The organism is Elizabethkingia occulta, assembly GCF_002023715.1.
Taxonomy (GTDB): Bacteria; Bacteroidota; Bacteroidia; order Flavobacteriales; family Weeksellaceae; genus Elizabethkingia; species Elizabethkingia occulta.
Genome location: NZ_MAHX01000016.1, coordinates 410,256 through 434,769 on the forward strand (window position 1 = coordinate 410,256; position 24,514 = coordinate 434,769).

The window sequence follows — 24,514 nt, forward strand, 5'->3', positions numbered from 1 at the left end:
ATAATTTGGATAAAAAGCTTTGTGTAAAAGCTGTGAAAGAATGTATTAAGCCTCCGGAGGAGGGGAAAATATTATAAGAAGGGGATCCACACGCTTGCTATCGTCATAAAGAACAAATGCTTTCTTGAGACTGTGATCCCAATGTATTTTTTGAATTTGCAAAGGCTCGCTGTGTAACTGCTCTTCGCTCATTCGTTTGATTTTTACTTCTTCTTCAGAAAGATTTTGAGACATAGTAGGCAGGTCCCAATCCATTAACTTGGCAATACTTGGTAATGCCATGAAATTGAGAAAAATTCCTAATATGATAATACTTATATATTTCACTTTCTGAAAATGAATACTTTATAATGCAAAAATAATGCAAAAATTAATTCACTGATGTTAATTATTTATTACGCATCATCCAATCAGAATTGGTAAGGTCGTATATTTTTTGGATATCTTTCAGGATATTTTCAAAATCAATTTCTAAATCAATTAATTTTCCTGTTCTCAAATCGAATACCCATCCGTGTACAATAGGGAAGTTTTCAGTGATATATCTTTCCTGTACACAAGCCATTTTGATAACGTTGATACATTGCTCCTGAACATTTAGTTCAACAAGGCGATCGTATCTTTTGTGCTCGTCCTCAATAGAATCTAGTTCTGTTTGGTGAATTCTGTAAACATCACGAATGTTTCTTAACCAAGGATTTAAAAGTCCTAAATCCTGAGGAGTCATAGCAGCCTTAACACCGCCACAGTTGTAATGTCCGCATACAATAATGTGCTTTACTTTCAAATGTTCTACAGCGTACTGAATAACAGAAGTAGAGCTCATGTCCAAAGTATTTACAACATTGGCAATGTTACGTGTAACAAATACTTCTCCTGGTTTGGCACCCATTAGTTCTTCAGCAGTAGCTCTACTGTCTGAGCAACCAATGTAAAGGTACTCCGGTGTTTGTGTTGCAGCAAGATTTGTAAAGAAATCTTGATCCTGAGAGAGTTTGCTCTCTACCCATTTCCGATTGTTCTCGAAAATTTGTTCATAAGAATTTGACATAAATAAAAAATTAAAATTTATCGGGGCTAAAAATATGCAAAATATGATAGAAAAATTCTATAATTTATCAGGTTTAATATTTTTTTAACACGATTTATTCTACCAGTCAGTATTTCACATAAAAAAAGCAACAATACATTGTTGCTTTAGATCGTCTAATAATTTTCTGATTGTACAGTTTTACGTCCAATACTTTTGTAGAAGAAACCGTGTTTGGATGGTAACTCAGTAGAGAACATATTACGTCCGTCGAATATAGCTTTGTTTTTCAATTTTTTTGCTATTAAGTCGAAGTTAGGATTCTTAAATTCGGGCCATTCAGTACAGATTAGTAAGGCATCTGCATCTTCAAGAGCGGAATACATATCCTTTGCATAGCTAATTTTGTTACCAAGTATCTTTTGTACGTTGCTTTCAGCAATACTGTCGAAAGCTACAACTTCGGCGCCTTTTTCAAGCAATAATGCAATATTATCTAAAGAAGAAGCTTCGCGGATGTCATCGGTATTTGCTTTAAAAGCTAATCCCCAAACTGCAATTCTTTTACCTTGTATGTTTCCGTTGAAGTATTCCTCAATAGCAGGAACCATGATTGTTTTCTGTTTTTGGTTCACTTCTTCGGTGGATTTTAAGATTTCGAAATCAAATCCTTGCTCGCTGCCACTTTTTATCAGCGCTTTTACATCTTTAGGGAAGCAACTTCCGCCATATCCTATTCCCGGAAATAAGAAACGATGCCCAATTCTGTTGTCGGATCCCATTCCTAATCTTATTTTGTCGACATCAGCCCCTACCATTTCACAGAAATTGGCAATTTCATTCATGAATGTAATTTTTACTGCTAAGAATGAATTGGCTGCATATTTCGTTAATTCTGAAGATTTTTCATCCATGTAGATGATAGGAATACCAATATTGCTAAATGGTTCGTACAGATTTGCCATCAGGTTTTTGGCTCTTTCGGAGCTGGTGCCTATAACAACTCTGGAAGGATTCATGCAGTCCTCTACAGCATAACCTTCTCTTAAAAATTCAGGATTAGAAACCACATCAAATTCTACAGATGCAAAAGCTGCAATAGTTTCTCTTACTCTGTCCGCAGTTCCTACCGGAACAGTACTTTTATTTACGATAACTTTATAATCAGTGATGAGCTTACCGATGTTTTCGGAAACATTAAGAACATATGAAAGATCTGCCGATCCGTCTTCTCCCGGAGGAGTTGGGAGTGCAAGGAAAACAATTTCAGACTGGTCTAAAGCTTCTTTAAGATCTGTAGTGAAGTGTAAACGTTCTGCCTGAATGTTTCTTAAAAATGTTTCTTCCAGATTAGGTTCATAGATCGGTACAATTCCGTTTTTCATGCCCTCTACTTTCTTCTCGTCAATATCTACACAGAAAACTGAATTTCCCAGCTCTGCCAGACATGTTCCGGTAACAAGGCCTACATAACCTGTTCCAACTATCGTAATATTCAATGTTTTGTCTTTAAAAGATAATATGCAAAAATAATAAATAAACTCTCTTATATTTCGCTTTTTATGCTTATTTGATTTCTTTAATACTTATTGCAATACCTCCGCTTGGAGCCAGTCTTTTTTTCAGAATAGTAACGGAAGATACTTTTTGTTTATTTATTTTATAATCTATTGTACTGGTTTTCCAGTCAGCATTCTTTCCGTCTTCATAAATAACAGCTTCAAAATTTTTTCCTTTTGGTAAAAAGCTGAGATTAATTGTCGCTGTTCTTTCATTCTCGTCTGTGATGCCACCAACAAACCATTCATTCTTATTTTTTGCTTTACGTGCAATCGTAATGTAATCCCCGGGTTCAGCTTCCAGAATGTAAGTGTTGTCCCAGTCTGCTGCTACATCTTTGATAAATTGGAAGGCATCCATGTGCTTTTTGTAATTTTCCGGAAGGTCAGCGGCCATTTGTAACGGACTGTATAATGTTACATAGAGTGCTAATTGTTTTACCAGAGTAGTGCTAAGCCTGGCTTTGTTTTTACCATATACGGAAAGGTCTCCCTGGAAGATTCCAGGCGTGTAATCCATAGGGCCACCCATTAATCTTGTGAAAGGTAAAATGGTAGTATGATCCGGATTGTTTCCGTTGAAAGACTCAAATTCGGTTCCTCTGGCAGACTCCTGAGCTATCCAGTTAGGATAGGTTCGGGAACGACCGGTGGGTCTTACGGCTTCATGAGAGTTTACCATGATTTTGTACTGCGCCGCTTTTTGGGCTACAAAGTTATAATGATTGACCATCCACTGTCCGTCATGATATTCGCTTCTTGGAATGATGGGGCCAACATATCCAGTTTTTACAGCTGTATATCCATGCTTATTCATGAAAGAAAATGCATCATCCAATTGTCTTTCATAGTCAACTGCTGAAGAGGTTGTTTCATGATGCATAATGATTTTTACACCTTTTGTTTTTGCATAGGTATGTAATTCTTCTACATTAAAATCCGGATAAGCTTTTGTAAAGCTGTATATTTTTTCTTTTCCATAAGCCCAGCTGTCTTCCCAGCCTTCATTCCAGCCTTCAACGAGTACGGCATCAAATTCATTCTCAGCGGCAAAGTCTATGTAGTCTTTCACATGCTGGGTATTGGCTCCATGATGTTGATTAGGTTTTAGGCGGGTGTAATCTGTTTCTCCAATGATGATATCCTGATTGTCACTATAAGCCCAGGTAGAGCCTCCTCCTGTGAAGTATTCCCACCAGACTCCAATATATTTTGTAGGTTTTATCCATGATGTATCTTCAATTTTGCTTGGATCATTTAGGTTTAGAATCAGTTTAGAGGCGAGTATCTCACGTGCATCATCACTGACTACGATAGTTCTCCACGGAGTTTTCATTTGAGTTTGTATATAGGCTTTTTCTCCGTTTTTATTAGGGGTAAGATGAGTACTTAACTTATAATTCTTATCATTTACATTTAGGTGCATGGCAGGATAATCCACCAATGCCGCTTCATGAATATTGATGTATAAACCATTATCGGCTTTTAGCATGAGTGGCGTTTGTACAGCAAGGTTTTTTGATGGTGCTTTTGCTGCTAAAGGCTCATCTCTTGCCGTTGTTATTAACGAAGATATTTCTGAAATCCGGGAGGTGGTAATTCGAAATTCGTTAGTATCATAATCTGCAGGAATCCAGAAAGCTTTGCAGTTTTGGGCTAGATTAAATTCTGTAAGTTCCTCATCTATACGAAAGTGTCTTAAGTTTTTTTGAATTGGAAATTCATATCTGAATCCCAGACCATCATTAAAAAGCCTGAATCTGATATTGAGTTGATATCCGGTTTTAGCTTGCTGTAAAGAAACTAACATCTCGTTATGATTGTCCCGGATTGTTTTTTGCTCTCCCAGTACGGGATTCCATGATGTATCGGAGGAGGAAAGCTGTGTGTAGGTTATTTTAAAGCCTTCGGCAAAAGGTTTTGTGCTGCTAATTAAAAAGCCAAGCTTACTACTTTTCACTACATCTTTATTTTTATATTTCAGATCGTAATGGGCTTCTCCTTTTTCGTTTAGTAAAAAGTTGAGAGTAAGATTTTTGTCAGGAGATTCCAGCTTTTGAGCTTGAATAAAAACCGAAATAAATAGTATGAAAAAGCAGGCTGTAAAATGCTTCATAGGGTTTTCTGTTTGTGGTTAATTAGATGGGTGAAGTTACAAAAAAAGCCTTTTGAAGAATAATTGTTTGGTTTTGAATGTTTTTCGTACAAATATTTTTCATTAAAATGTTGGTTTTCTGCGTGTATGTTTGTGATTTTCAAAATAAAAAACTATATTTGCAGAAGTTTTACGGAATTCAATGCAAAGGCCTTCGGAAGAAAGCCTTTTTTCGTAGACATAACAATGAAATATGGAATTTAGGGAGCGCGTACAAGAATTAGTAGATCAGTACCTTGAAACAAGGGAAGATTTGTTTTTAATTGAACTTAAAATTTCTGCGGATAGTAATATTACAGTTATTATTGATGGAGACCAAAGCGTGAGTCTTCAGGATTGTCTGGATGTTAGCCGTGCAGTAGAGTTTCAGTTAGACAGAGAAGAACATGATTTTAGTCTTCAGGTAATGTCACCGGGGCTTTCAGAGCCTTTGAAATTACCAAGGCAATTTGCTAAAAATATTGGAAGAGAACTTGATGTATTATTAAATGATGATACAAAGATTCAGGGTGAATTAAAAATTGCCGGAGAAGATTCAATTACCTTAGAGCTGAAATACAGACGTCCTAAGCTTGTAGGAAAAGGAAAAGAAGATGTAGTAGAAGACCGGATAATTCCATTGACTGAAATTAAAAAAGCCCTTGTGGTAATTAAATTTTGATTGAAAAAGAAAAATAAAAAAAATGAGCAATATAATCAACAATATAGCATTAATCGAATCCTTTGGAGATTTTAAAGATGAAAAAGGAATCAGCAAGATTGACCTTATGGCAATTATTGAGGATTCTCTTAAGACTCTTTTGAGAAAAAGATATGACTCGGACGATCACTTTGATGTTATTGTAAATCCTGATAAAGGAGATTTCCAGATTTTCTTGAACAAGAGAATTGTTGAAGATGAAATGTCAGAAGATGATGATTTGGAAATTGAAATTTCTGAGGCTAAGAAAATCGATCCGACTTTCGAGGTAGGAGAAGAGTTTACTCAGGAAATTCCAGTTGCACAGTTAGGAAGAAGAAACATTCTTACATTAAAGCAAATCCTGGCAACTAAACTTCAGGAGCATAATAATGCAATGCTATATGATCAGTTCCGTGATAGAATTGGTGAGATTGCAGTAGGAGAAGTACACCATATTCGTCATAAACATGTAATTTTGTTAGATGATGAAGGGAATGAGTTTATTTTACCAAAAGAAAACCAGATTCCTTCAGACTTCTTCAGAAAAGGAGATAGTGTACGTGCAGTAATCGAAAGTGTTGACTTTAAAGGTTCCAAACCTCAGATTATTGTTTCCAGAACTGCTCCTAAATTCTTAGAGAAATTATTAGAGCTTGAAATTCCTGAAATCCAGGACGGAACTATTATCCTGAAGAAAGTAGTGAGAATTCCGGGTGAAAAAGCGAAAATTGCTGTTGATGCTTACGATGACAGAATTGATCCTGTTGGAGCTTGTGTAGGAGTAAAGGGATCCAGAATTCATGGAGTAGTAAGAGAACTTCGTAATGAGAATATTGATGTGATTCAGTGGTCTAAAAACCCGGAAATCTTAGTGAAGAGAGCTTTAGGAAACGTTAATATTCAGAAAGCTGATATGAACGAAGAGCAGTCACATGCTTTAGTATACGCTCCGGCTGAAGAAATCTCTAAAATTATTGGGAAACAAGGACAGAATATACGTCTTGCATCTTGGTTAACAGGATACAATATTGATGTATACAGAGATAAAGAAGAAGGTGACGATGTTGAGTTAGTAGAATTTGCTGACGAGATCGAAGAATGGATCATCAATGAGTTTAAAAAAGTAGGTCTTGATACTGCAAGAAGTGTACTGGATAAAGAGACAGCTGCACTTGTGGGAATGACAGATCTTGAATTAGAAACCATTGAGGAAGTAAAACAAATATTGAGAGACGAATTAGAGGACTAATCTGGATCTTAACCCAATTTTTATAATAATTACGAATTTAAAAATTCAAAAGAACGAATATTTTTTATGCCAAAAATTAGATTGAATAAAGCGGTAAAGGAACTTAACATCTCTATCTCCAGAGCTGTAGAATATCTGCAGTCTAAAGGGATTGAAGTGGAAAGTAATCCTAACGCTCTATTAGAAAGCGAGGCATTTTCTGCATTGGAGGCTGAGTTCCGTAAAGATGGCGAACAGAAGAAAGCTTCCCATGAGGTTGTGATCTCTAAAGTTCCGGATGAAAAACTGGAAATAGAAGAGATTAAACCTGAGGTGATAAGAGCCAAAGCAGCACCACAAACTGGTGCCAAAATTTTAGGGAAAATTGATTTGGGAGAAGAGAAGCCGAAAGAAGTAGAAGAGGCTCCCAAACCAGAACCTGTAAAAGAACCTGCCCAGCCTGTTGTTGAAAAAACAGAGGAGCCTCAGGAGCAGGAATTCAAAGTTTTAGGTAAAATTGATTTATCGCAGATCAGATCAGACAGACCTAAACATTCTGATAAAAAAGATAAAAAGCCAGAAGCTCCTAAAAAAGAAGAGCCGAAGGTACAAGCTGAAGCACCGAAAGCGGAAGTAAAACCTGTTGAGAAAAAAGTGGAAGAAGTAAAACCTGCTCAGCCGGAAACTCCGCAAGAGCCACAGAAAATTGAAACTGTTTATCAGAAATTGGATGGTCCAAAGATCCTAAAGGAGAAAGTGGATTTATCACAGTTCCAACAAAAGCCTAAGAAAGAAAGCGGAGATAACTCTTTCAAAAAGAAAAGAAAGAGAATAACCAAGGAAGGAGGAAACCAAGGGCAGAACAACAACAATAACAACCAGGGACAAAATAACAACCAGGGCGGAAATAATAATAACAATAATAATTCCGACAGAAAACCTTTTAACAGAGGTGGTAACCAGCAAGGTGGTAATAACAACAACCGAGGTGGTAACAATAACAACCGGGGTGGTAATAATAATCGTGGTGGTAACAATAACAACAGGAATAAGGTTATGCCTGTTGAATTAACTGACGAACAAGTTAAAAACCAGATTAAAGAAACTTTAGAGAAACTTACTAATAAAGGTGGTAAATCTAAAGGAGCGAAGCATAGAAGAGAAAAGAGATCTTTCAGAAGAGAGCAGGACGAGCTTCAGCAAGAAATGGAAGCACAAGACAGAACTCTTAAAGTAACTGAATTCATTACGGTAAGCGAATTAGCAAGCCTTATGAATGTAAGTGCTACTGAGGTTATTTCTGCTTGTTTCTCTTTAGGTGTAATGGTTACAATGAACCAACGTCTGGAAGCTGATACACTTACATTAGTTGCTGACGAGTTTGGTTATAAAGTTGAATTCTCGGATGCTGATATCGATGATGCTTCATTAGAAGAGGAGCCGGATGCAGAAGAAGATTTATCAAAAAGAGCTCCTATAGTTACAGTAATGGGACACGTAGACCACGGTAAAACATCCCTATTGGACTACATCCGTAAGACGAATGTAATTGCAGGGGAATCCGGAGGTATTACACAGCACATCGGAGCTTACAATGTGAAGCTTGATAATGGAGAAAAAATTACATTCTTAGATACACCAGGTCACGAAGCCTTTACAGCGATGAGAGCGCGTGGTGCTCAGGTAACGGATATTGCAATTATTGTAATTGCAGCGGATGATGATGTGATGCCACAAACTAAAGAAGCAATTGCCCATGCTCAGGCAGCAGGGGTGCCAATGATTATTGCAATCAATAAAGTAGATAAACCAGGAGCGAATCCTGATAATATCCGCCAGCAGCTTTCGGGAATGAATATCCTGGTAGAAGAATGGGGAGGTAATGTTCAGGCTCAGGAAATTTCTGCTAAGTTTGGTAACAATGTAGATACGCTTTTAGAGAAAGTATTAATCCAGGCGGAATTATTAGAATTAAAAGCAAATGCAGATAAAAAAGCTTCCGGAGTAGTTATAGAAGCTGCCTTGGATAAGGGTAGAGGTTATGTAGCTACTATGTTAGTACAGAATGGTACGCTTAAAATTGGTGACTATGTATTAGCAGGTAAAAACCACGGTAAGGTGAAGGCAATGCTTGATGAAAGAGGTAAGCCTATGCAGGAAGCCGGACCTTCTATTCCTGTAACGATACTTGGTCTTGACGGTGCGCCGACAGCGGGTGATAAATTCAGAGTTTTTGAAGATGAACGTGAAGCGAAATCAATTGCAACTAAACGTGAGCAACTTCAGCGTGAGCAGACAATCAGAACTAAGAAGCATCTTACGCTTGACGAAATCGGTCGTCGTATCGCATTAGGAGACTTTAAAGAGTTGAATATTATCCTTAAAGGTGACGTGGATGGATCTGTAGAAGCGCTTTCCGATATGTTAGCAAGATTGTCTACCGAAGAAATCCATATTAATATCCTTCATAAAGGTGTAGGACAGATTACCGAATCAGACGTATTATTAGCTTCTGCATCTGATGCAATTATTATTGGCTTTAACGTTAGAGCTGGTGGTAATGCAAAAGAACTTGCCGATAAGGAGGAGATTGAGATCAGAACTTATTCTGTAATTTACGATGCCATTGATGAGGTTAAAGAAGCGATGGAGGGAATGCTTTCTCCTGAGATTAAAGAACAGGTTATCGGTAACGTTGAGATCCGTGAAACTTTCAAGATTTCCAAAGTTGGAACCATTGCAGGTTGTATGGTATTAACAGGTAAGATAACCAGAAATTCTAAAATCAGATTAATCCGTGATGGAATCGTACAATACACTGGTGAATTAGAGAGTTTAAAACGTTTTAAAGATGATGTTAAAGAAGTAACTAAAGGTTACGAATGTGGTCTTAATATTAAAGGCTATAATGATATCGAAATTGGCGATATACTCGAGGTTTACGAAGAAGTAGCTGTTAAGAAGAAATTGAAATAATTCAATTTATAGATATAAAGCCCCTGTTAATTTTAACAGGGGCTTTTTTTATGTAAAAATTTAATATTAGTCTTAATTAAGAAAAATTTAAACCTTGTTAATAGATGTTAATAATAGGAGTAAAGGGGCTAATAATCGATGTTTTAACATTTAATGTGCATTCTGTTAAGTCTGAGTAAAGGTTGTTAAGTGTTAATGGTTCATTTTTAATGAATGAAAAAAATATTCTTTATGTTAAAAATATTTTGTTTTTATAATTAATGTTAAAATGTATTATTCATCGGTGTTTTATGAGTTTTAGATAGGCTTGTTAATATATTGTTATCTGTGATGATTTATCATTATTGAATTTTAACATTTAGTTAATAATTTAATAACATCGATGTGTAATAAATTGTTAATTATATAAAATAATGATATAAAAAAAATGAATTTTATGTGTATTAATATTTTTTAACATATTTGTGTGTTGAAATATTAAATATTGTTAATATGAATGTAAAATTTAAAGTATTGAGCGCGGGGGTTTTGTTCTTTATGGGACAAAACATTATAGCTCAGTCAGTGAAGAAGGATACTGCTACTTCAACAAAAACTATTGAAGAAGTGGTTGTAGTAGGTTTTGGACAGAAGAAAACTGTAAAAGAATTAACAGGTTCTGTAGGAACAATGACGGCTAAGGCTATTGAGGATAATCCTGTTTCTGCTTCTGTAGATAAAATGTTACAAGGTAGAGTTGCCGGAGTTCAGACGGGTGTTTCTAATGGTCAGCCAGGTGGATTTGCTTCTGTTCGTGTAAGAGGTATCTCTTCTATTAACGGTGTTAAAGATCCTATTTATGTTATTGATGGAGTTCGTGTAAAGTCAGGAGACTTATCAAGTAACTCTACTACCGGAAATATCTTAGCGAGTCTTAACCCGAATGATATAGAAAATATCAGTGTTTTGAAAGATGCCGTTTCTACTGCGATGTACGGAGCAGATGCTGGTTCTGGGGTAATTATTATTACAACAAAATCTGGTAAAAAAGGTAAAGCTAAATTTAGTTTAAACTTTACTCAGGGTATTACCAGTGATGCTGTAAAAAGAGAAAGAGGATTAACGGCTGATGAATACAAGAAGTTACTTACTTACTCTGTTATGAATAGATATCAGGGGGCAAATGATCCTGGCTTCGTAGGCAAAAGTTATCAGGAGGTTTATGACTTTTTGAAAGCCGGAGGTTCTGATGTTAAAGGAGATCTTAAAAAAACTGATATTGCCAATGTTTTAAACAGTCCCTATAATACAAATTGGAAAGATGCGACTCAGAAAAATGAAGCTTATCAGACTAATGTAGATTTTTCACTTTCCGGCGGTAATGATAAATTGAGCTACTTCAGTTCAATTAACTACTTTGATCAGCAATCTACTGTAAAAGGAGCTAACTTTAAAAGATTAGCAGCTTCTTCCAGAGTTAGTTACCAGGCAACGGATAGGCTTAAAATCTCAACTGATTTTCAAATGTCTTATGGTAAAACAAATACTTTATCAGAAGGCGGGGCTACGGCTAACCCAATCTTAGCACAGTATTTTAACAGACCTACAGACCCATTAAGAAACCCTGACGGATCTTGGTATTTGGGGCAAAGTGGACGTTTATCTAATGGTAAATTTAATGTTGCTGCTCTTCAGGATTTGAACTATACTAGAAATGAAACAGCGCGAGTTTTCGCAAACTTACAAGCTGAATATAAAATTATAAAAGGACTTACCTATAAATTTGTTTTTGCACCGGAATTTATTAATCTTCTTGAAAATGCTTATTACTCACCATTACATGGAGATGGATATGCTTATAAAGGAAGAAAGACTGATATATCTTCAAGATATTTTAGTTTTAACGTGCAAAACATGTTAACATATAACTTCAAAGCGGGGGTAAATAATTTCAATTTTACAGCATTACAGGAAGCATACAGAACCCAAAAGGATATGGTGATTGCCAGAGGCAGTACTGTAGGATCTCCATTCCTGGAGACAATGGATAACTTTATTCAGCCACTAGGAGTAGGAGGAAGAAAAGTAATTGATTCAAGATGGGGATACGGTTTAATCGGTCACTGGGATTATGACAGAATCATAATGGTAGATGGATCATACAGGAGAGACGTTCTGTCTAACTTTACTCCAGGTAAAAAGGCAGGGAATTTCTGGTCAGCAGGCGTTGCTTTAGATGTTGCGAGATTCGGATTCTTAAAAAACGACCCAACAGTATCTATGCTAAAGCTTAGAGCGTCTTACGGTAAGGTTGGTAATCAGGTAAAAGCTAATCCTTATGCGTTATATTCTTACACAGGAAACTATAATGCTTTAGCAGCTGGTGATTTGAGAGGGGTTTATAATCCTAATCTTACATGGGAAACAATTAATCCTTTTAACGTAGGTGTAGATTTTGGATTCTTAAATAACAGAATTACTTTTACAGCTGAATACTACAACAAAAAATCTAAAGATCTTATTTATGAGTTACCATTGCAGGTATCTCAGGGTATGACCAGCTACAATGCAAACATTGGAGATATGGTAAACAAAGGTTTTGAATTCTCTGTGAATGCAGAAATTCTTAAGAATCCACATGGACTTAATTGGGGCGTAAATGCTAATCTTTCTACACTAAGTAATAAAATCACTAAGTTATATGGTGGTGATGTTGTAAATCCTACAATTGATGGTATAGCTATGAGTGGGATGATTCTTCGTCAGGGAGAAAGTATCAACTCTTATTATATGAGAAAATGGGCTGGTGTAGACCCAAGAAATGGGGATCCATTATGGTATCTTAATGGAAAAGATGGTGAAACTACCAATAACTATAACTTAGCTAAAGAAGAGATTCAAGGAAATGCTTTAAGTAAAGTTACGGGTGGATTTGGTACTAACCTTAGCTATAAGAATATTAGCTTAGATGCATTCTTTACTTATGGATTTGGAGGGAAAATCTTAGATAAGTGGATGGGTAATGTTGTTTCTGATGGAGCTGGAGTATATGATACTCCGGGATATGCCTCTCAAATGGATTTCTGGACTCCTGAGAATCCTAATGCTGCTAATCCTATGCCTATTTATTCATTAGGAAATAAGAGAGGTTACGGATTATCTACAAGAAGGATGTTTAAAGCTGATTATATAAGATTAAGTAACCTTAAAATTGCCTATACCTTCAAAGGAGATGTATTAGAAAAAACAGGTCTTACATCTTTACAGATCTATTTATTAGGAAATAATATATGGACATACAAATTTGACAAAAACTTAAAGTTGGATCCGGAAATTAATTTGGCAGGTAACTACGATTTAGGATTGCCAATTCAGAAGGCGTTTATGTTAGGAGTTAATTTCGGATTTTAATTAAAAATATATAAAATGAAATATTTAAATATAAAAACAGGAGTTCTTGCACTTTCTCTAGCTTTAACAAGTGTAAGCTGCAGCAGGGATTTTACAGAAACGGTTTTTAATGAAAGTGAAATAGCTTCTTCATGGAAGTCTGCAGAGCAAATGCATTCATTTGTATTAGGTGCATTTGTTGATATGAGGTCTCAGTACTATTATGGAAAGGATTTTTCTATCTATGCCGAGGTAAGATCTGATCATATGCTTAGTAACGGAAGATCCGGATATTATAATACAGTAGCGGGCTATGAAATGACTTCTGCTGATTCATATGCAGCAAATACGTATAAGCAGATTTATAAGGTTGTAGCAAAAGCCAATAATATTGTTAATTTTGATATTAACTCATTAGATAATGCTGCAGCAAGTAAAGCAGAAGCTACTTATTATGTAGGTCAGGCTTATGCCTTAAGAGCACAGAGTTTCTTTGATTTGTTAAGATTATACGGACAGAAATATACAGGAGGTAATGATGGTATTGTTCTTCCTGTGAAATTTGATCCATTAAATAAACAAGGAAGATCAAGTATTGCGGATACTGAAAAACAAATTGAAGCTGATTTTGAAGCTGCTATAAACAAAATGGAAAGCTCTAAAAGCTTTGACAGACCAGATAAGAGATCTGAGATTTCAATTAACGCAGTAAAAGCATTGGCGGCAAGATATTACTTGTACAAAAACAATTATGCAAAAGTGCAATCATTAGTAAATGATATTGTTGCGAGCAAGAAATATAAAGTTATAGAGAAAGATGCTTTAGTAAGTTCATGGGAAGCTAGTGGTTCTGCTATGAACTCTATTTTTGAATTAGCTTATGGAGAGGTGGCCCAGCCAGGAGCAGCATCTTACGCTTATATTATGAATAGTAGAGGTTATGCTAATACTGTTGTAAGTGATGCTGGAATGGCTTCTTATGCTAGTAATGATGCACGTTTAGGTTTAATTGAAAAAGTAGATGGTAGCTATTTCCTAAATAAGAAATTTCCAAGTCTTACAGGAGCAACCAGTATCCGTATTGTTCGTTATGAAGAAGTCGTATTAGATGGAGCTGAAGCCGAATTTAAGTTAGGTAATACTGCTAAGGCATTAGAATATCTTAATATGATTCTTGAGAATAGAGGGTTGGCTAAGGCAACTTCTGTTACAATGGAAAGTATTATGGCTGAAAGATCTAAAGAATTAATTGGAGAAGGCTTCAGAATGTGGGATTTGTTGAGATGGGGTGTAGAAGTTCCAAGACCAGCAGGGGCTAATAAAGATAAAAATTTAACAGCTTTCCCTATGCCAAGAGTTGAAACTGACCTTTCTGGTACTTTAGTAAAAGCTAATCCAGGATATGATAATTACAGATAATTATTAGTCAGATATAAGAAATTAATTTTCTTTAATTATAATCCCCGGACATTAATGTCCGGGGATTTTTTATAAACATAATTTAGGCAAACATATGTAATTACTATTTTCTTATCTATAAACTATTGTATTCAGGATGTTACTGAAAAATTAAATATGTAATAACTTCATTTTTTAGTGAATATATTATATGTATTTATGAAATTTAACTGTTTAGAGATGAATAATAAAAATTCATAAATATTATTATTGTTAATGTTATTTGATCTAAATACAGGAATATTGATAGCTTGTCAACTTTAAAAAAAAACTGAAATTAATGTCAATATTGAAATTTTGTTATGTTAAAATTTAACTTTTTTTTGTATAGATAAATTATCTAATCCTTTTGCTATTTGGTGTTATGGTGTGTCTTGTTTATTTCAATGCTGTATATACTGTTGTTTTTTTTGGATATGTTAAAAATTATTAACATATTTGTAAAAGTTGAAATATTAAAATTTGTTAATATGAATGTAAAATTACGCGTGCTTAGTGCAGGTGTGCTGTTCTTTATTGGACACAGCGCTATGGCACAAAAGGTGAAAAAAGACTCAGCGTCTACAAAAGAAATTGAAGAGGTTGTAGTAATAGGTTATGGTAAGCAAAAGAAAAATGAAGTTACTTCATCCATTTCTACCATAAAAGGATCTGCAATGGAAAACCTGAATACTCCTTCATTTGAAAACCAGCTTGCTGGAAGATCTTCAGGTGTACAGGTTGTTGCTAATTCTGGGATTGTAGGGTCAGCTCCTACTGTAAGGGTTAGAGGGGTGAACTCTATTACGGGAGGTACTTCTCCTCTATACGTTGTTGATGGAATTCCGGTAATTAGTGGGGATATTGGTGTTGGATATGTTGGTGCCAATGCTTTAGGAGATATCAATCCAAATGATATTGAATCTATATCTGTATTAAAAGATGGTGCTGCTACCGCAATTTATGGGTCAAGAGCTGCAAATGGTGTTATACTTATTACAACTAAAAAAGGTAAAGGTGGAAGGTTTACTTTATCTTATAATAATTTATTTAGTATAGCATCACCTTCTAAATATTTTGATCTACTTCATACACCGGATTTTTTAAAAATTACTGCTGAAAAAACATCCCCTCTTAATTTGTCTACACCAAATAAATCTTGGGCCAATGGTGATACATATGATACTGACTGGCAAAAGGCAGTACTGAGAAATGCATCTCAACAGGATCATAATCTTTCATTCTCAGGAGGTATGGGGCAAGGATCTTATTATGCTTCTTTAGGATATACTTATCAAGAAGGTATCATTATTCCAAATTCTATGCAGCGATTTACAATGAGATTAAATGCTGACCAGAAGGTTACTGATTGGTTAAAAGTAGGGACTAATTTAGGATATACTTCAACGGATTACAGAGGTTTGGTAAATTCTCCCGGAGGACTATCCTCTGCAATTGCTAACGCAACTAAACAGCTTCCTAATACCCCGGTTTATGATCCGTCAAATCTTACAGGATATAATATTTATAATACAGGATCTAAAAGTTTAGTTGGACCATGGGATAATTATTACGCAATCTTTAATGATATAACTAATATAAGATACGTATTAGATAATAATAAAAATGATGCCTATTTAAGTAGAATAATGGCGGGTGCTTATGCAGAAGTGAGCTTTGCTAAATGGTTAACCTATAAACTACAAATAGGTTTGGACAGGTCTACTCAGACTGGTACAATGTACTGGAATAAAGTTCACGGAGATGGTTTTGCTAAAAAAGGTATTATTTCAGATGAATATCAATACCTGAACAGATGGAACATTCAGAATATATTAAATTTCGATAAAACATTTGGAAAACATAGTATTGGTATAACATTGATTAATGAGTATCAAAAATATAATACTAAATACTTTAATGGAGGGGGGTATGGCATGGCAAGTGACTTCTTTGGACAAGGAGTGATTTCCAATTCATATGAAACACAAACTTCAGGGGGAAGTATGGCGGAAAATGGATTTATTTCATATGCAGCAAGACTTTCTTATAACTATGGACAGAGATATTACATTCAGGCTTCAGTAAGAAGAGATGGATTATCTTCATTGCCTACAGCAAACAAATATGGTACATTCCCTGGGCTTTCATTAGGATGGACAGTTTCTAATGAAGTATTTATGGAGTCACTTAAGCAAACAATTTCTAACTTAAGAGTTAGGGCTTCATATGGTAAAGTAGGAAATACAGATATTGGAAATTACGCATACTGGGGACTATACGGAGCCGCAAGGTATGCAGATAATAATGGATTTGCATTTATACAAGCGGGTAATGATAATCTTAGATGGGAAACTAATATCAAAAAGAATATAGGTATTGATTTGGGGCTGAAAAATGACAGATATACGTTATCTGTTGACTATTTCAGAAACCAAAATGATGGACTTGTTTTAGCAACTCCAGTAGCACCTTCTTTAGGAATTCCTAGTAATACCATCAATAGGAATATTGGTTCAATGCTTAATAAAGGATGGGAGTTTACTGCGAGTGCAGACATTTTTAAGGGAGATAAATTTTCATGGAATGTATCGGGTAATTTAACTTTGATTAAAAATGAAATTTTATCTTTGGTCAATGGACAAGATATTCCTGTTACATATGATTCCGGTAGAGAAAGCGTAGGGATCCAAAGAGTTGGAGAATCTATAAGATCATTATATGGTTACCAATATTGGGGGGTAAATAAAGCAAACGGAAATCCGGTATATTACAAAGCTGATGGATCTTTAGTACAAGGGAATATTGCAAATCAAAATTACTATGTTTTTGATTCGAACAACCCTAATGATTTGTCAAAAGTTTCAAACTTAGTGGAGGGAGATAAAAGGATTTTAGGAAATACATTACCTACATACTTCGGGTCTATTAATACAACCTTGAGATATGGTAATTTCGATTTTAGTGCCATGATTAGATTTAGTGGAGGTAATAAGATTTCTAACTTAACAAGAAGAGAGATGTTGGGTATGGATTTTACAAACAATAGTACTGAAATTATGGGAAGATGGCAGAGTCCTGAAAATCCTGGCGATGGATGGACACCTAGATTGTGGGGTGGAAAAACAAGCTTTATGGGGCTGAATGGAAATACATCTTCAAGATTTGTTGAGGATGCCAGTTTTGTTAAAATTGATAATGTAACATTAGGATATACAATTCCTAAAGAGATTACTCAGAGAATTAACCTTTCGAAGGTGAGAATTTTTGCAGTTGTACAAAATGCGTTTATTTTCACAAAGTATAAAGGGATGGATCCTGAGTTAGAAGTTGGAGGTATAGATTATAATACTGTTCCAAGACAAAGAACTATTTCAATGGGTCTTAATGTTTCTTTTTAAAATAATGTAGTATGAAAAATTTATCAAAAAAAACAATTAATATATTAGTGGGAGTGTCATTGTTAACAAGTGTTTTAATGTTTAATTCCTGTTCCAGAGATAATCTTCTGGATCTTTCTCCAATTAACTCTGCAGATGAAAAAATGGCATTTACAGATCCGGATCTGATTAAGCTTTCAGTTACAGGTGTTTATAATGCTGCACAAATAGGTTCTTATAATGGTGCGCCACGTGGTTATCCTTTCGGAGCAGCTTATTTTCAACAAAATGATATGAGAGGTGAAGATATGGTAAGTACTGCTGGTTTTTATCAGTATACTTATACTTCGACATGGGATGCATCTGGAACATTAAATAATATTGTTTATTGGGCAGATACTTATAGGCTGATTAACAGAGCTAATTTGGTTATAGATGGAGTAAAAGGAGCTGTTCAGAAAGGAGTTATCCCTCAAGATCTTGGTAATTCCTATATTGGTGAGGCGCTTTTTTTCAGAGCAATATCACATTTGGAACTCTTGAAATTTTATGCGCGTCCTTATAATTTCACTGCTGGTGCAACACATCCAGGGGTACCATATAGAACAAAAGGAATCTATAGTCTAGAAACAATAGATGAGGGTCTTAACCAAGGAAGAGGTACAGTTGCCGAGAATTATAAGCAAATTCTTGATGATCTTAATACAGCTGAATCCTATCTGTATACAAAATCACAAAGAGCTGGTAAAGAAAAAGTATCAAGAATTACAAAAGAGGCAGCAATTGCTCTTAAAACCAGAGTTTATTTAGGAATGAGAAACTGGCAAAAAGTAATTGAAGAGGCTAATAAGCTTGATGGAAAATATTCTATTGAAGGATCTATAAATACTGTATTTACTATTGCATCTAGCTTAACTAATAATGAAAGCGTTTTCTCTTTAGAAAACTCTGCAACGAACAACCCACAAACAAATGGGGCACTAGGTGCAATGTATAATGGTAGAAAGCTGATCGCAATAAGCCCGGTAATATGGAATAATGGAGGCTGGTTAGCTGATGATAAAAGAAGAGAAGAAGGAACGATGGTTGTAACATCGGGAGCTAAATATACAAATAAGTATAAGGATCCTGCATTGTTTACAGATTCATCTCCTTTGATCAGATATGCAGAAGTATTATTAAACAGGGCTGAAGCGAAAGCGCGTTTGGGTGATACTGGATATCTTGCTGATTTAAATAAAGTACGAAATAGGTCTCTTGCAAGTCCTTCTCAGGCATATACGTCGGCATCATTTTCATCAAATTCAGACGCTGTAAAAGCTATTTTGTTAGAGCGTAGAATAGAGTTTCTGGGAGAAGGAATGAGATGGGCAGATATACATAGATTGCAATTGGATGATATTGCTCCAATTGATGGTATTCCCGCTAAATATGCAAATGCTTTACCGGCAGCTGCAGATTATAAAATTGGAACTCCATATGTATTCAAAGTTTCAGATCAGAAATCTATACCAGCGAGTAATAATATTTTCTTATGGCCAATACCTGCAAATGAAATAGCGTCAAACCCGACGTTAAAAGGTCAACAAAATCCTGGTTGGTAGTAAGTGATCATAAAGGACTATTTGTGAAATAGTAAAATTATACTATTGACTAGTCCTGAAATAACGATACAGGATTAATAAAAATAAAATTACCACATTAGACAGTAGTTTGCAATAGCTTACTACTGTTTTTTTTGTTTATAAGTTTTATACCTAATCTTCTGTTATAAGTGCATTTGATTAGGGGTTAGCATATAATTAAATAAATGCGGTTTTTGGAAATAACTTTTCTTCCATAACGATATTTTTTATTTGTCTGAAATCTAAAAGGTATGTAAATACCTATAAAGTATCCATACATCTCCTTACGAAACTACTTTTTGAACAACAAATACGTTGTAATTTCATATAATTTCCTCCGATTTATTTTTTTTAATACTCTCTGTAATGCTCATTTAATAGCACCATACCGGATGAGTAAGAAATCGTATGCCTACTGGTAAGGTAATGGAATACGGATTTTTATGACAGTCAACAAGGTGAAATTATCTTTAGTACATATTACTTATGATATAGTAAATACTATTGAGTTTGGCACTGTACATTTGGTTCTTAGCCGGTTTTCTGCATTTATATGACATTCATAAAGCAAATTATTTTTCAACTAAAGTTTCTTTTCACCTTTTGTCATAAATATTTAAGGATGCGTAATCAAATGTTTCATGTGCCAAACTCTTTTTAAGTAATAGTGAAAAGCTGAAACTAAAATTTGTTTAAATATGAATGTGAAATTACGTATGCTAAGTGCTGGTGTTTTGTTCTTTATAGGGCAGAACGTTACGGCTCAGAAAGCAAAAAAAGACACTTCTTCAATACGGGATATTGAAGGAGTAGTTGTAACAGCTCTTGGTATTAAAAGAGAAGAGAAGTCATTAGGTTATGCTGCTTCAAAAGTGAAAAGTGAAGATCTTACACAGGTTGCCAGTCAGAATTTTGTGAATTCACTTAGTGGTAAGGTATCTGGTTTGCAGGTAATCTCCTCTGGAGGTGCTCCGGGGCAAGCGAGTCGTTTGGTTATACGGGGAGGGAATAAGTCTTTAACAAATTCGAATGAACCCTTGTATGTTATAGATGGTATTCCTGTTACTAATGCTAATGATGGTGATTTTAACAACAATGGTGTTATCAATACAACTGTTACAGGAATCGCCTCGCCCAATCGGGTTGCAGATATTAATCCGGATGATATAGAGAATGTTACCATACTGAAAGGCGCTGCAGGTGCTGTACTATATGGTAATAGAGGCTCCAATGGTGTTGTGGTAATTACTACAAAATCAGGAAAGGTTAGAGGAGGTAAGCCTGTTATTACTTTCACTACGAAGATAGGGGTAGATAATGTTTTGAAATTACCAGATTATCAGACCGTATATGCTCAGGGAAATAATGGAGTATATGCTGAAGGAACCTCTCTGTCGTTCGGGCCTAAAATTGAAGGTCAGACAATACAGAGTGTTGCTGCAGGGGCTATTCTTGGTAAAGGGCCACAGTCAATAAAGTTAAAAGTATATGATCCGCGTAAATCATTTTTTGGAACCGGAATTACAAAAGAGAATAATATTTCCCTGGCTCATACTATAAATAATACAAACTTGTTTTTTTCAGCAGGTCATAATAGTCAGACCTCTATTGTTCCGAATCAGGAGTATGAAAAAGTAAATTTTAGATTCAATGGTAATTTTAAATTGACTGATCGTTTCAGTGCAGGGGTAAATACTTCATATAGCAGATCATGGGGAAATATTCCTTTCACAGGACAAGACGGGAATAATCCTGTCTTTTCAATACTTCATGTACCTGTAAGCTGGGATCTTATAGGATATGGTTATCAGAGGCCTGATAATGATAGGCAGATAAATTTCAGAGGCGGTTCTTTTGATAATCCACTCTGGTCTGTTTATAAAAATTTTGCTAAAACAAATAGTAACCGTTTTATTGCGGGTTTTAATCTGGGGTATGATCTTACAGACTGGTTGAAGTTGAGTTACCGCATAGGAAATGATTATTTCAGTGATAACAGAATTTTATTCAGAGATATATACTCAGGGGGTAGTCCTAATGGTTTGTTGAGGTTTGATGATATAACGAGAGAAGAATTGACGTCTACATTTATGGCAAATATCAATAAAAATATTACTGATAACTTCAATTTAACGCTCAATTTAGGACAGGATTATAATATACGGAAATATAGAAATTTAATTACGCAAGGTTCGGCTTTGGTGTTACCAGGAATTGCTAATACCAATAATATTAAAACATTTGATCCGGGATACGATTATACCTCAAAAAGAGCGCTTTTTGGTGTATTTGCAGACTTAACATTGAGCTATAAAAATTACCTGTATTTAAATCTTGTCGGACGAGAAGAATGGAGTTCAACACTGCCCGAGAATAACAGAAGTTATTTCTACCCAGGTGGAAGTTTATCATTCATATTTACTGATGCTTTTGGTATTAATAAAAAAATCATGAATTATGGTAAAGTAAGAATAGGAGCGTCCCGGACTGCAAGGGATGCAAATCCGTATATGATATACAATGTTTATGACAAAGGTGTTTTTACTGATGGATTTACAGATGGTATAACTTTTCCGTTCATAGGCCTGCCGGGATATTCGGTTGCCAATACACTTAATAATCTAAATTTAAAACCTGAGTTTACAAACGAGTATGAGGTAGGTGCGGATCTGAGATTTTTTAAAGACAGAATAAGTATTGATTTTACTTATTTCAGAAATGTAAATACAGATGGTATTATTCCACTGGAGATATCTCCCACAACAGGAGCACGTAGAACAATAATCAACAGTGGTAAAACTTCTTCTAACGGAATTGAAGTTATGTTTAAGGCTACTCCGGTAAAAACAAAAGATTTTACCTGGGAAGTAGGATTCAACTTTAGTAGAATACGTTCGCTCGTTGAAGAGATTTATCCTGGTGTAGATAAAATATACTTGGGTGGCTTTTCTGGTAATCCTGCAATATATGCGGTTAAAGGAGAGCGATATGGTTCTATTATTGGGACTAAATATGCCCGGAATGAAAAAGGAGAAATTCTGGTTGGTAATAACGGAATTCCTCTTAGACAAGATGGAGCAAATTTAGGTTATGTAGAGCCTGACTGGACAGGAGGAGTTAGTACATCGTTCAAATATAAAGGAGTATATCTGAATGCGCTGTTGGATATAAGACAGGGGGGGTATCTTTATAGTGGAACAGAAGAATTATTGGATGTCTATGGTGTTTCTGCTAAAACTCTAAACAGAGATGAAAATTATATATTTCCTGGAGTAAACAGTACTACCGGTGCTCCCAATAATGTTGTTGTTAAAAGAGGCTCTGCATGGTATGGAAGTGCTTATCCCAATGAAGAATATGTATATAAAAATAACTGGGTAAAGCTGAGAGAATTATCTATTGGGTATAGTTTTAAATTGCCTGGAATTGACTATATAAGAAATGTAGATCTCGGGTTGTATGGGCGAAATCTATATTTGTGGACAAAAATCCCCCATATAGATCCGGAATCCAGTTCTTTTGGTACAGGTAATGCCCAAGGTGTTTCCCGTATGGCTTTCCCGTCTACCCGTAGTTTTGGTTTCAGTTTAAAAGTTCAATTTTAATAGTCAGAAAAATGAGAATCATAAATAATACATTCAGATATTTTATTTTTTCTATAGGAATATTATCTCTTATAGTAATGCAATCCTGCCGTCAGGAACTGGATATAAATAAAGATCCTAATAAACCTACAGATGTGCCAATTTATACTTTACTTACTTCCTCTCAGGTTAATACAGGATATATTATGGGAGGAGATGCAGCCAGGATGCCGGCAAGCATTATTCAGTATTATGGTGGGCATAGAGGTCAACCTTTGGATTATTCCAGATATAACATAACATCTTCTTCTGCAGATGGTTTATGGAGAAGTGTATACGATGCTTTAATGGATCTAAGAGAGATACAAAATAAGGGAACAAAAAGCGGAGATCGAATATATGTAGGCATTTCTCAGGTTCTGCAGGCCTATGTATTTAGTGTGACAACAGATATTTTCGGGGATATTCCATTTTCTATGGCGTTGCAGGGGGCTGGGAATATTACACCAGCTTATGACAAACAGGAATCTATATATCCGGCGTTAGTAAAAATGATAGATGACGGAATTGTTAATATTAATTCTTTGGCAGGTTTGAAGCCTGGAACAGATGATGTTATATACAATGGAAATACAGATAGCTGGATTAGGTTTGGGAATTCTTTAAAGTTAAGATTACTTAATCATTTGAGTAAAAGAAATCCCGGTGCCTCAACAGCATTTTTAGCAACTAATCCTTCTTTAATAGAGGCTTCAGCTACCAATGCAGTTGTAAGATTTGGTACGGCTGCATCTAATGCAAATCCTATTTATCAGTTTGATGTTCTTTCTGGCAGAAAAGATAATGCTGTAGCATCTACAATTGTAGATAAAATGAAACTATTGAATGATCCCAGAATAGATGTGTATTTTAAGAAAGTTGTAAATAATGGAGCTGGATTTCAAGGGCAATATAGGGGCAATATTCCGGGAGAAGATACTGATGATTCCGGTGAAAATCTGTTTTCCAGAGTAGGGTCTGCTTATGCATCTACAGATTCTCCTGTCATATTAATGAGTGCGGCCGAAGTTAATTTTATAAAAGCAGAAATTTATTTCAGATCAAATGATATGGTGAAATCCAAAATATCTTTTGATACAGCGATTACTCAGGACTTCTCAGCTCTTGGACTGTCAGGTAAAGTTTCGGTCTATTTAGCAGACTCAAAAGTTGCTTTTAACAATTCATTAGAACGGATTATGGAACAGAAGTGGATTACAATGTTTCAGAGTGCTTTTGAGTCATGGGTAGATTGGCGAAGAACAGGTTTTCCTGTCTTTACAAAAATACCATCCTTTAATATGACTGGAAATATTATTCCAAGAAGGCTTTCCTATCCACAGATAGAGATTAATGTTAATACAAGCTCATTACAGAATGGTCCTGGGATACCTGTTCCATTCGAGTCTCTAAAGACCAGAGTTTGGTGGGATCAGTAAATTGATTATAA

13 protein-coding genes are annotated in these 24,514 nt (G+C 35.3%); 9 read left to right on the plus strand and 4 right to left on the minus strand.

The genetic code is table 11. The features are described 5' to 3' along the window. Positions 1-45 precede the first annotated feature (45 nt). The 4 genes from BAZ10_RS12560 to BAZ10_RS12575 form a co-directional block, all read right to left on the minus strand. Complete coding sequence (locus BAZ10_RS12560; protein ID WP_078772483.1) at positions 46-282, minus strand: hypothetical protein; 237 nt, start codon at positions 280-282, stop codon at positions 46-48. A gap of 106 nt (positions 283-388) precedes the next feature. Then, complete coding sequence (locus BAZ10_RS12565; RefSeq protein ID WP_078772335.1) at positions 389-1,051, minus strand: carbonic anhydrase; 663 nt, start codon at positions 1,049-1,051, stop codon at positions 389-391. A 155-nt stretch (positions 1,052-1,206) separates the two neighbouring features. Continuing rightward, positions 1,207-2,529, minus strand: coding sequence for a UDP-glucose dehydrogenase family protein (locus BAZ10_RS12570; RefSeq protein WP_078772336.1), 1,323 nt, complete (start codon positions 2,527-2,529; stop codon positions 1,207-1,209). Between the two features lie 67 nt (positions 2,530-2,596). Beyond that, positions 2,597-4,705: a glycoside hydrolase family 97 protein gene (locus BAZ10_RS12575; protein WP_078772337.1), complete on the minus strand. Its 2,109-nt coding sequence runs from the start codon at positions 4,703-4,705 to the stop codon at positions 2,597-2,599. A 232-nt stretch (positions 4,706-4,937) separates the two neighbouring features. On the opposite strand from BAZ10_RS12575, the gene rimP reads away from it, so the two are divergent. The 9 genes from rimP (at position 4,938) to BAZ10_RS12620 (ending at position 24,503) form a co-directional block, all read left to right on the plus strand. Continuing rightward, on the plus strand, positions 4,938-5,405 hold the full coding sequence (gene rimP, locus BAZ10_RS12580) for a ribosome assembly cofactor RimP (protein ID WP_059155956.1): 468 nt from the start codon (positions 4,938-4,940) through the stop codon (positions 5,403-5,405). Positions 5,406-5,439: 34 nt separating this feature from the next. Beyond that, the gene (gene nusA / locus BAZ10_RS12585; protein ID WP_024564007.1) at positions 5,440-6,675 is read left to right on the plus strand and encodes a transcription termination factor NusA; all 1,236 of its coding nucleotides are present in this window, start codon (positions 5,440-5,442) and stop codon (positions 6,673-6,675) included. A 66-nt stretch (positions 6,676-6,741) separates the two neighbouring features. Beyond that, the gene (gene infB, locus BAZ10_RS12590; protein WP_078772338.1) at positions 6,742-9,630 is read left to right on the plus strand and encodes a translation initiation factor IF-2; all 2,889 of its coding nucleotides are present in this window, start codon (positions 6,742-6,744) and stop codon (positions 9,628-9,630) included. Positions 9,631-10,122: 492 nt separating this feature from the next. Continuing rightward, positions 10,123-13,020, plus strand: coding sequence for a SusC/RagA family TonB-linked outer membrane protein (locus BAZ10_RS12595; RefSeq protein ID WP_078772339.1), 2,898 nt, complete (start codon positions 10,123-10,125; stop codon positions 13,018-13,020). Between the two features lie 15 nt (positions 13,021-13,035). Next, positions 13,036-14,418, plus strand: a complete 1,383-nt coding sequence (locus BAZ10_RS12600; RefSeq protein ID WP_078772340.1) for a RagB/SusD family nutrient uptake outer membrane protein — start codon at positions 13,036-13,038, stop codon at positions 14,416-14,418. Between the two features lie 509 nt (positions 14,419-14,927). Continuing rightward, positions 14,928-17,837, plus strand: coding sequence for a SusC/RagA family TonB-linked outer membrane protein (locus BAZ10_RS12605; RefSeq protein ID WP_078772484.1), 2,910 nt, complete (start codon positions 14,928-14,930; stop codon positions 17,835-17,837). Between the two features lie 11 nt (positions 17,838-17,848). Then, complete coding sequence (locus tag BAZ10_RS12610; RefSeq protein WP_078772341.1) at positions 17,849-19,420, plus strand: RagB/SusD family nutrient uptake outer membrane protein; 1,572 nt, start codon at positions 17,849-17,851, stop codon at positions 19,418-19,420. A 719-nt stretch (positions 19,421-20,139) separates the two neighbouring features. Further along, positions 20,140-23,046 carry a SusC/RagA family TonB-linked outer membrane protein gene (locus tag BAZ10_RS12615; RefSeq protein WP_078772342.1) on the plus strand — a complete coding sequence of 969 codons (2,907 nt, stop codon included), beginning with the start codon at positions 20,140-20,142 and terminating at the stop codon, positions 23,044-23,046. An 11-nt stretch (positions 23,047-23,057) separates the two neighbouring features. Continuing rightward, a complete protein-coding gene (locus BAZ10_RS12620) occupies positions 23,058-24,503 on the plus strand; it encodes a SusD/RagB family nutrient-binding outer membrane lipoprotein (RefSeq protein ID WP_078772343.1) in 1,446 nt (481 codons plus the stop codon). The last annotated feature ends 11 nt before the right edge of the window (positions 24,504-24,514 follow it).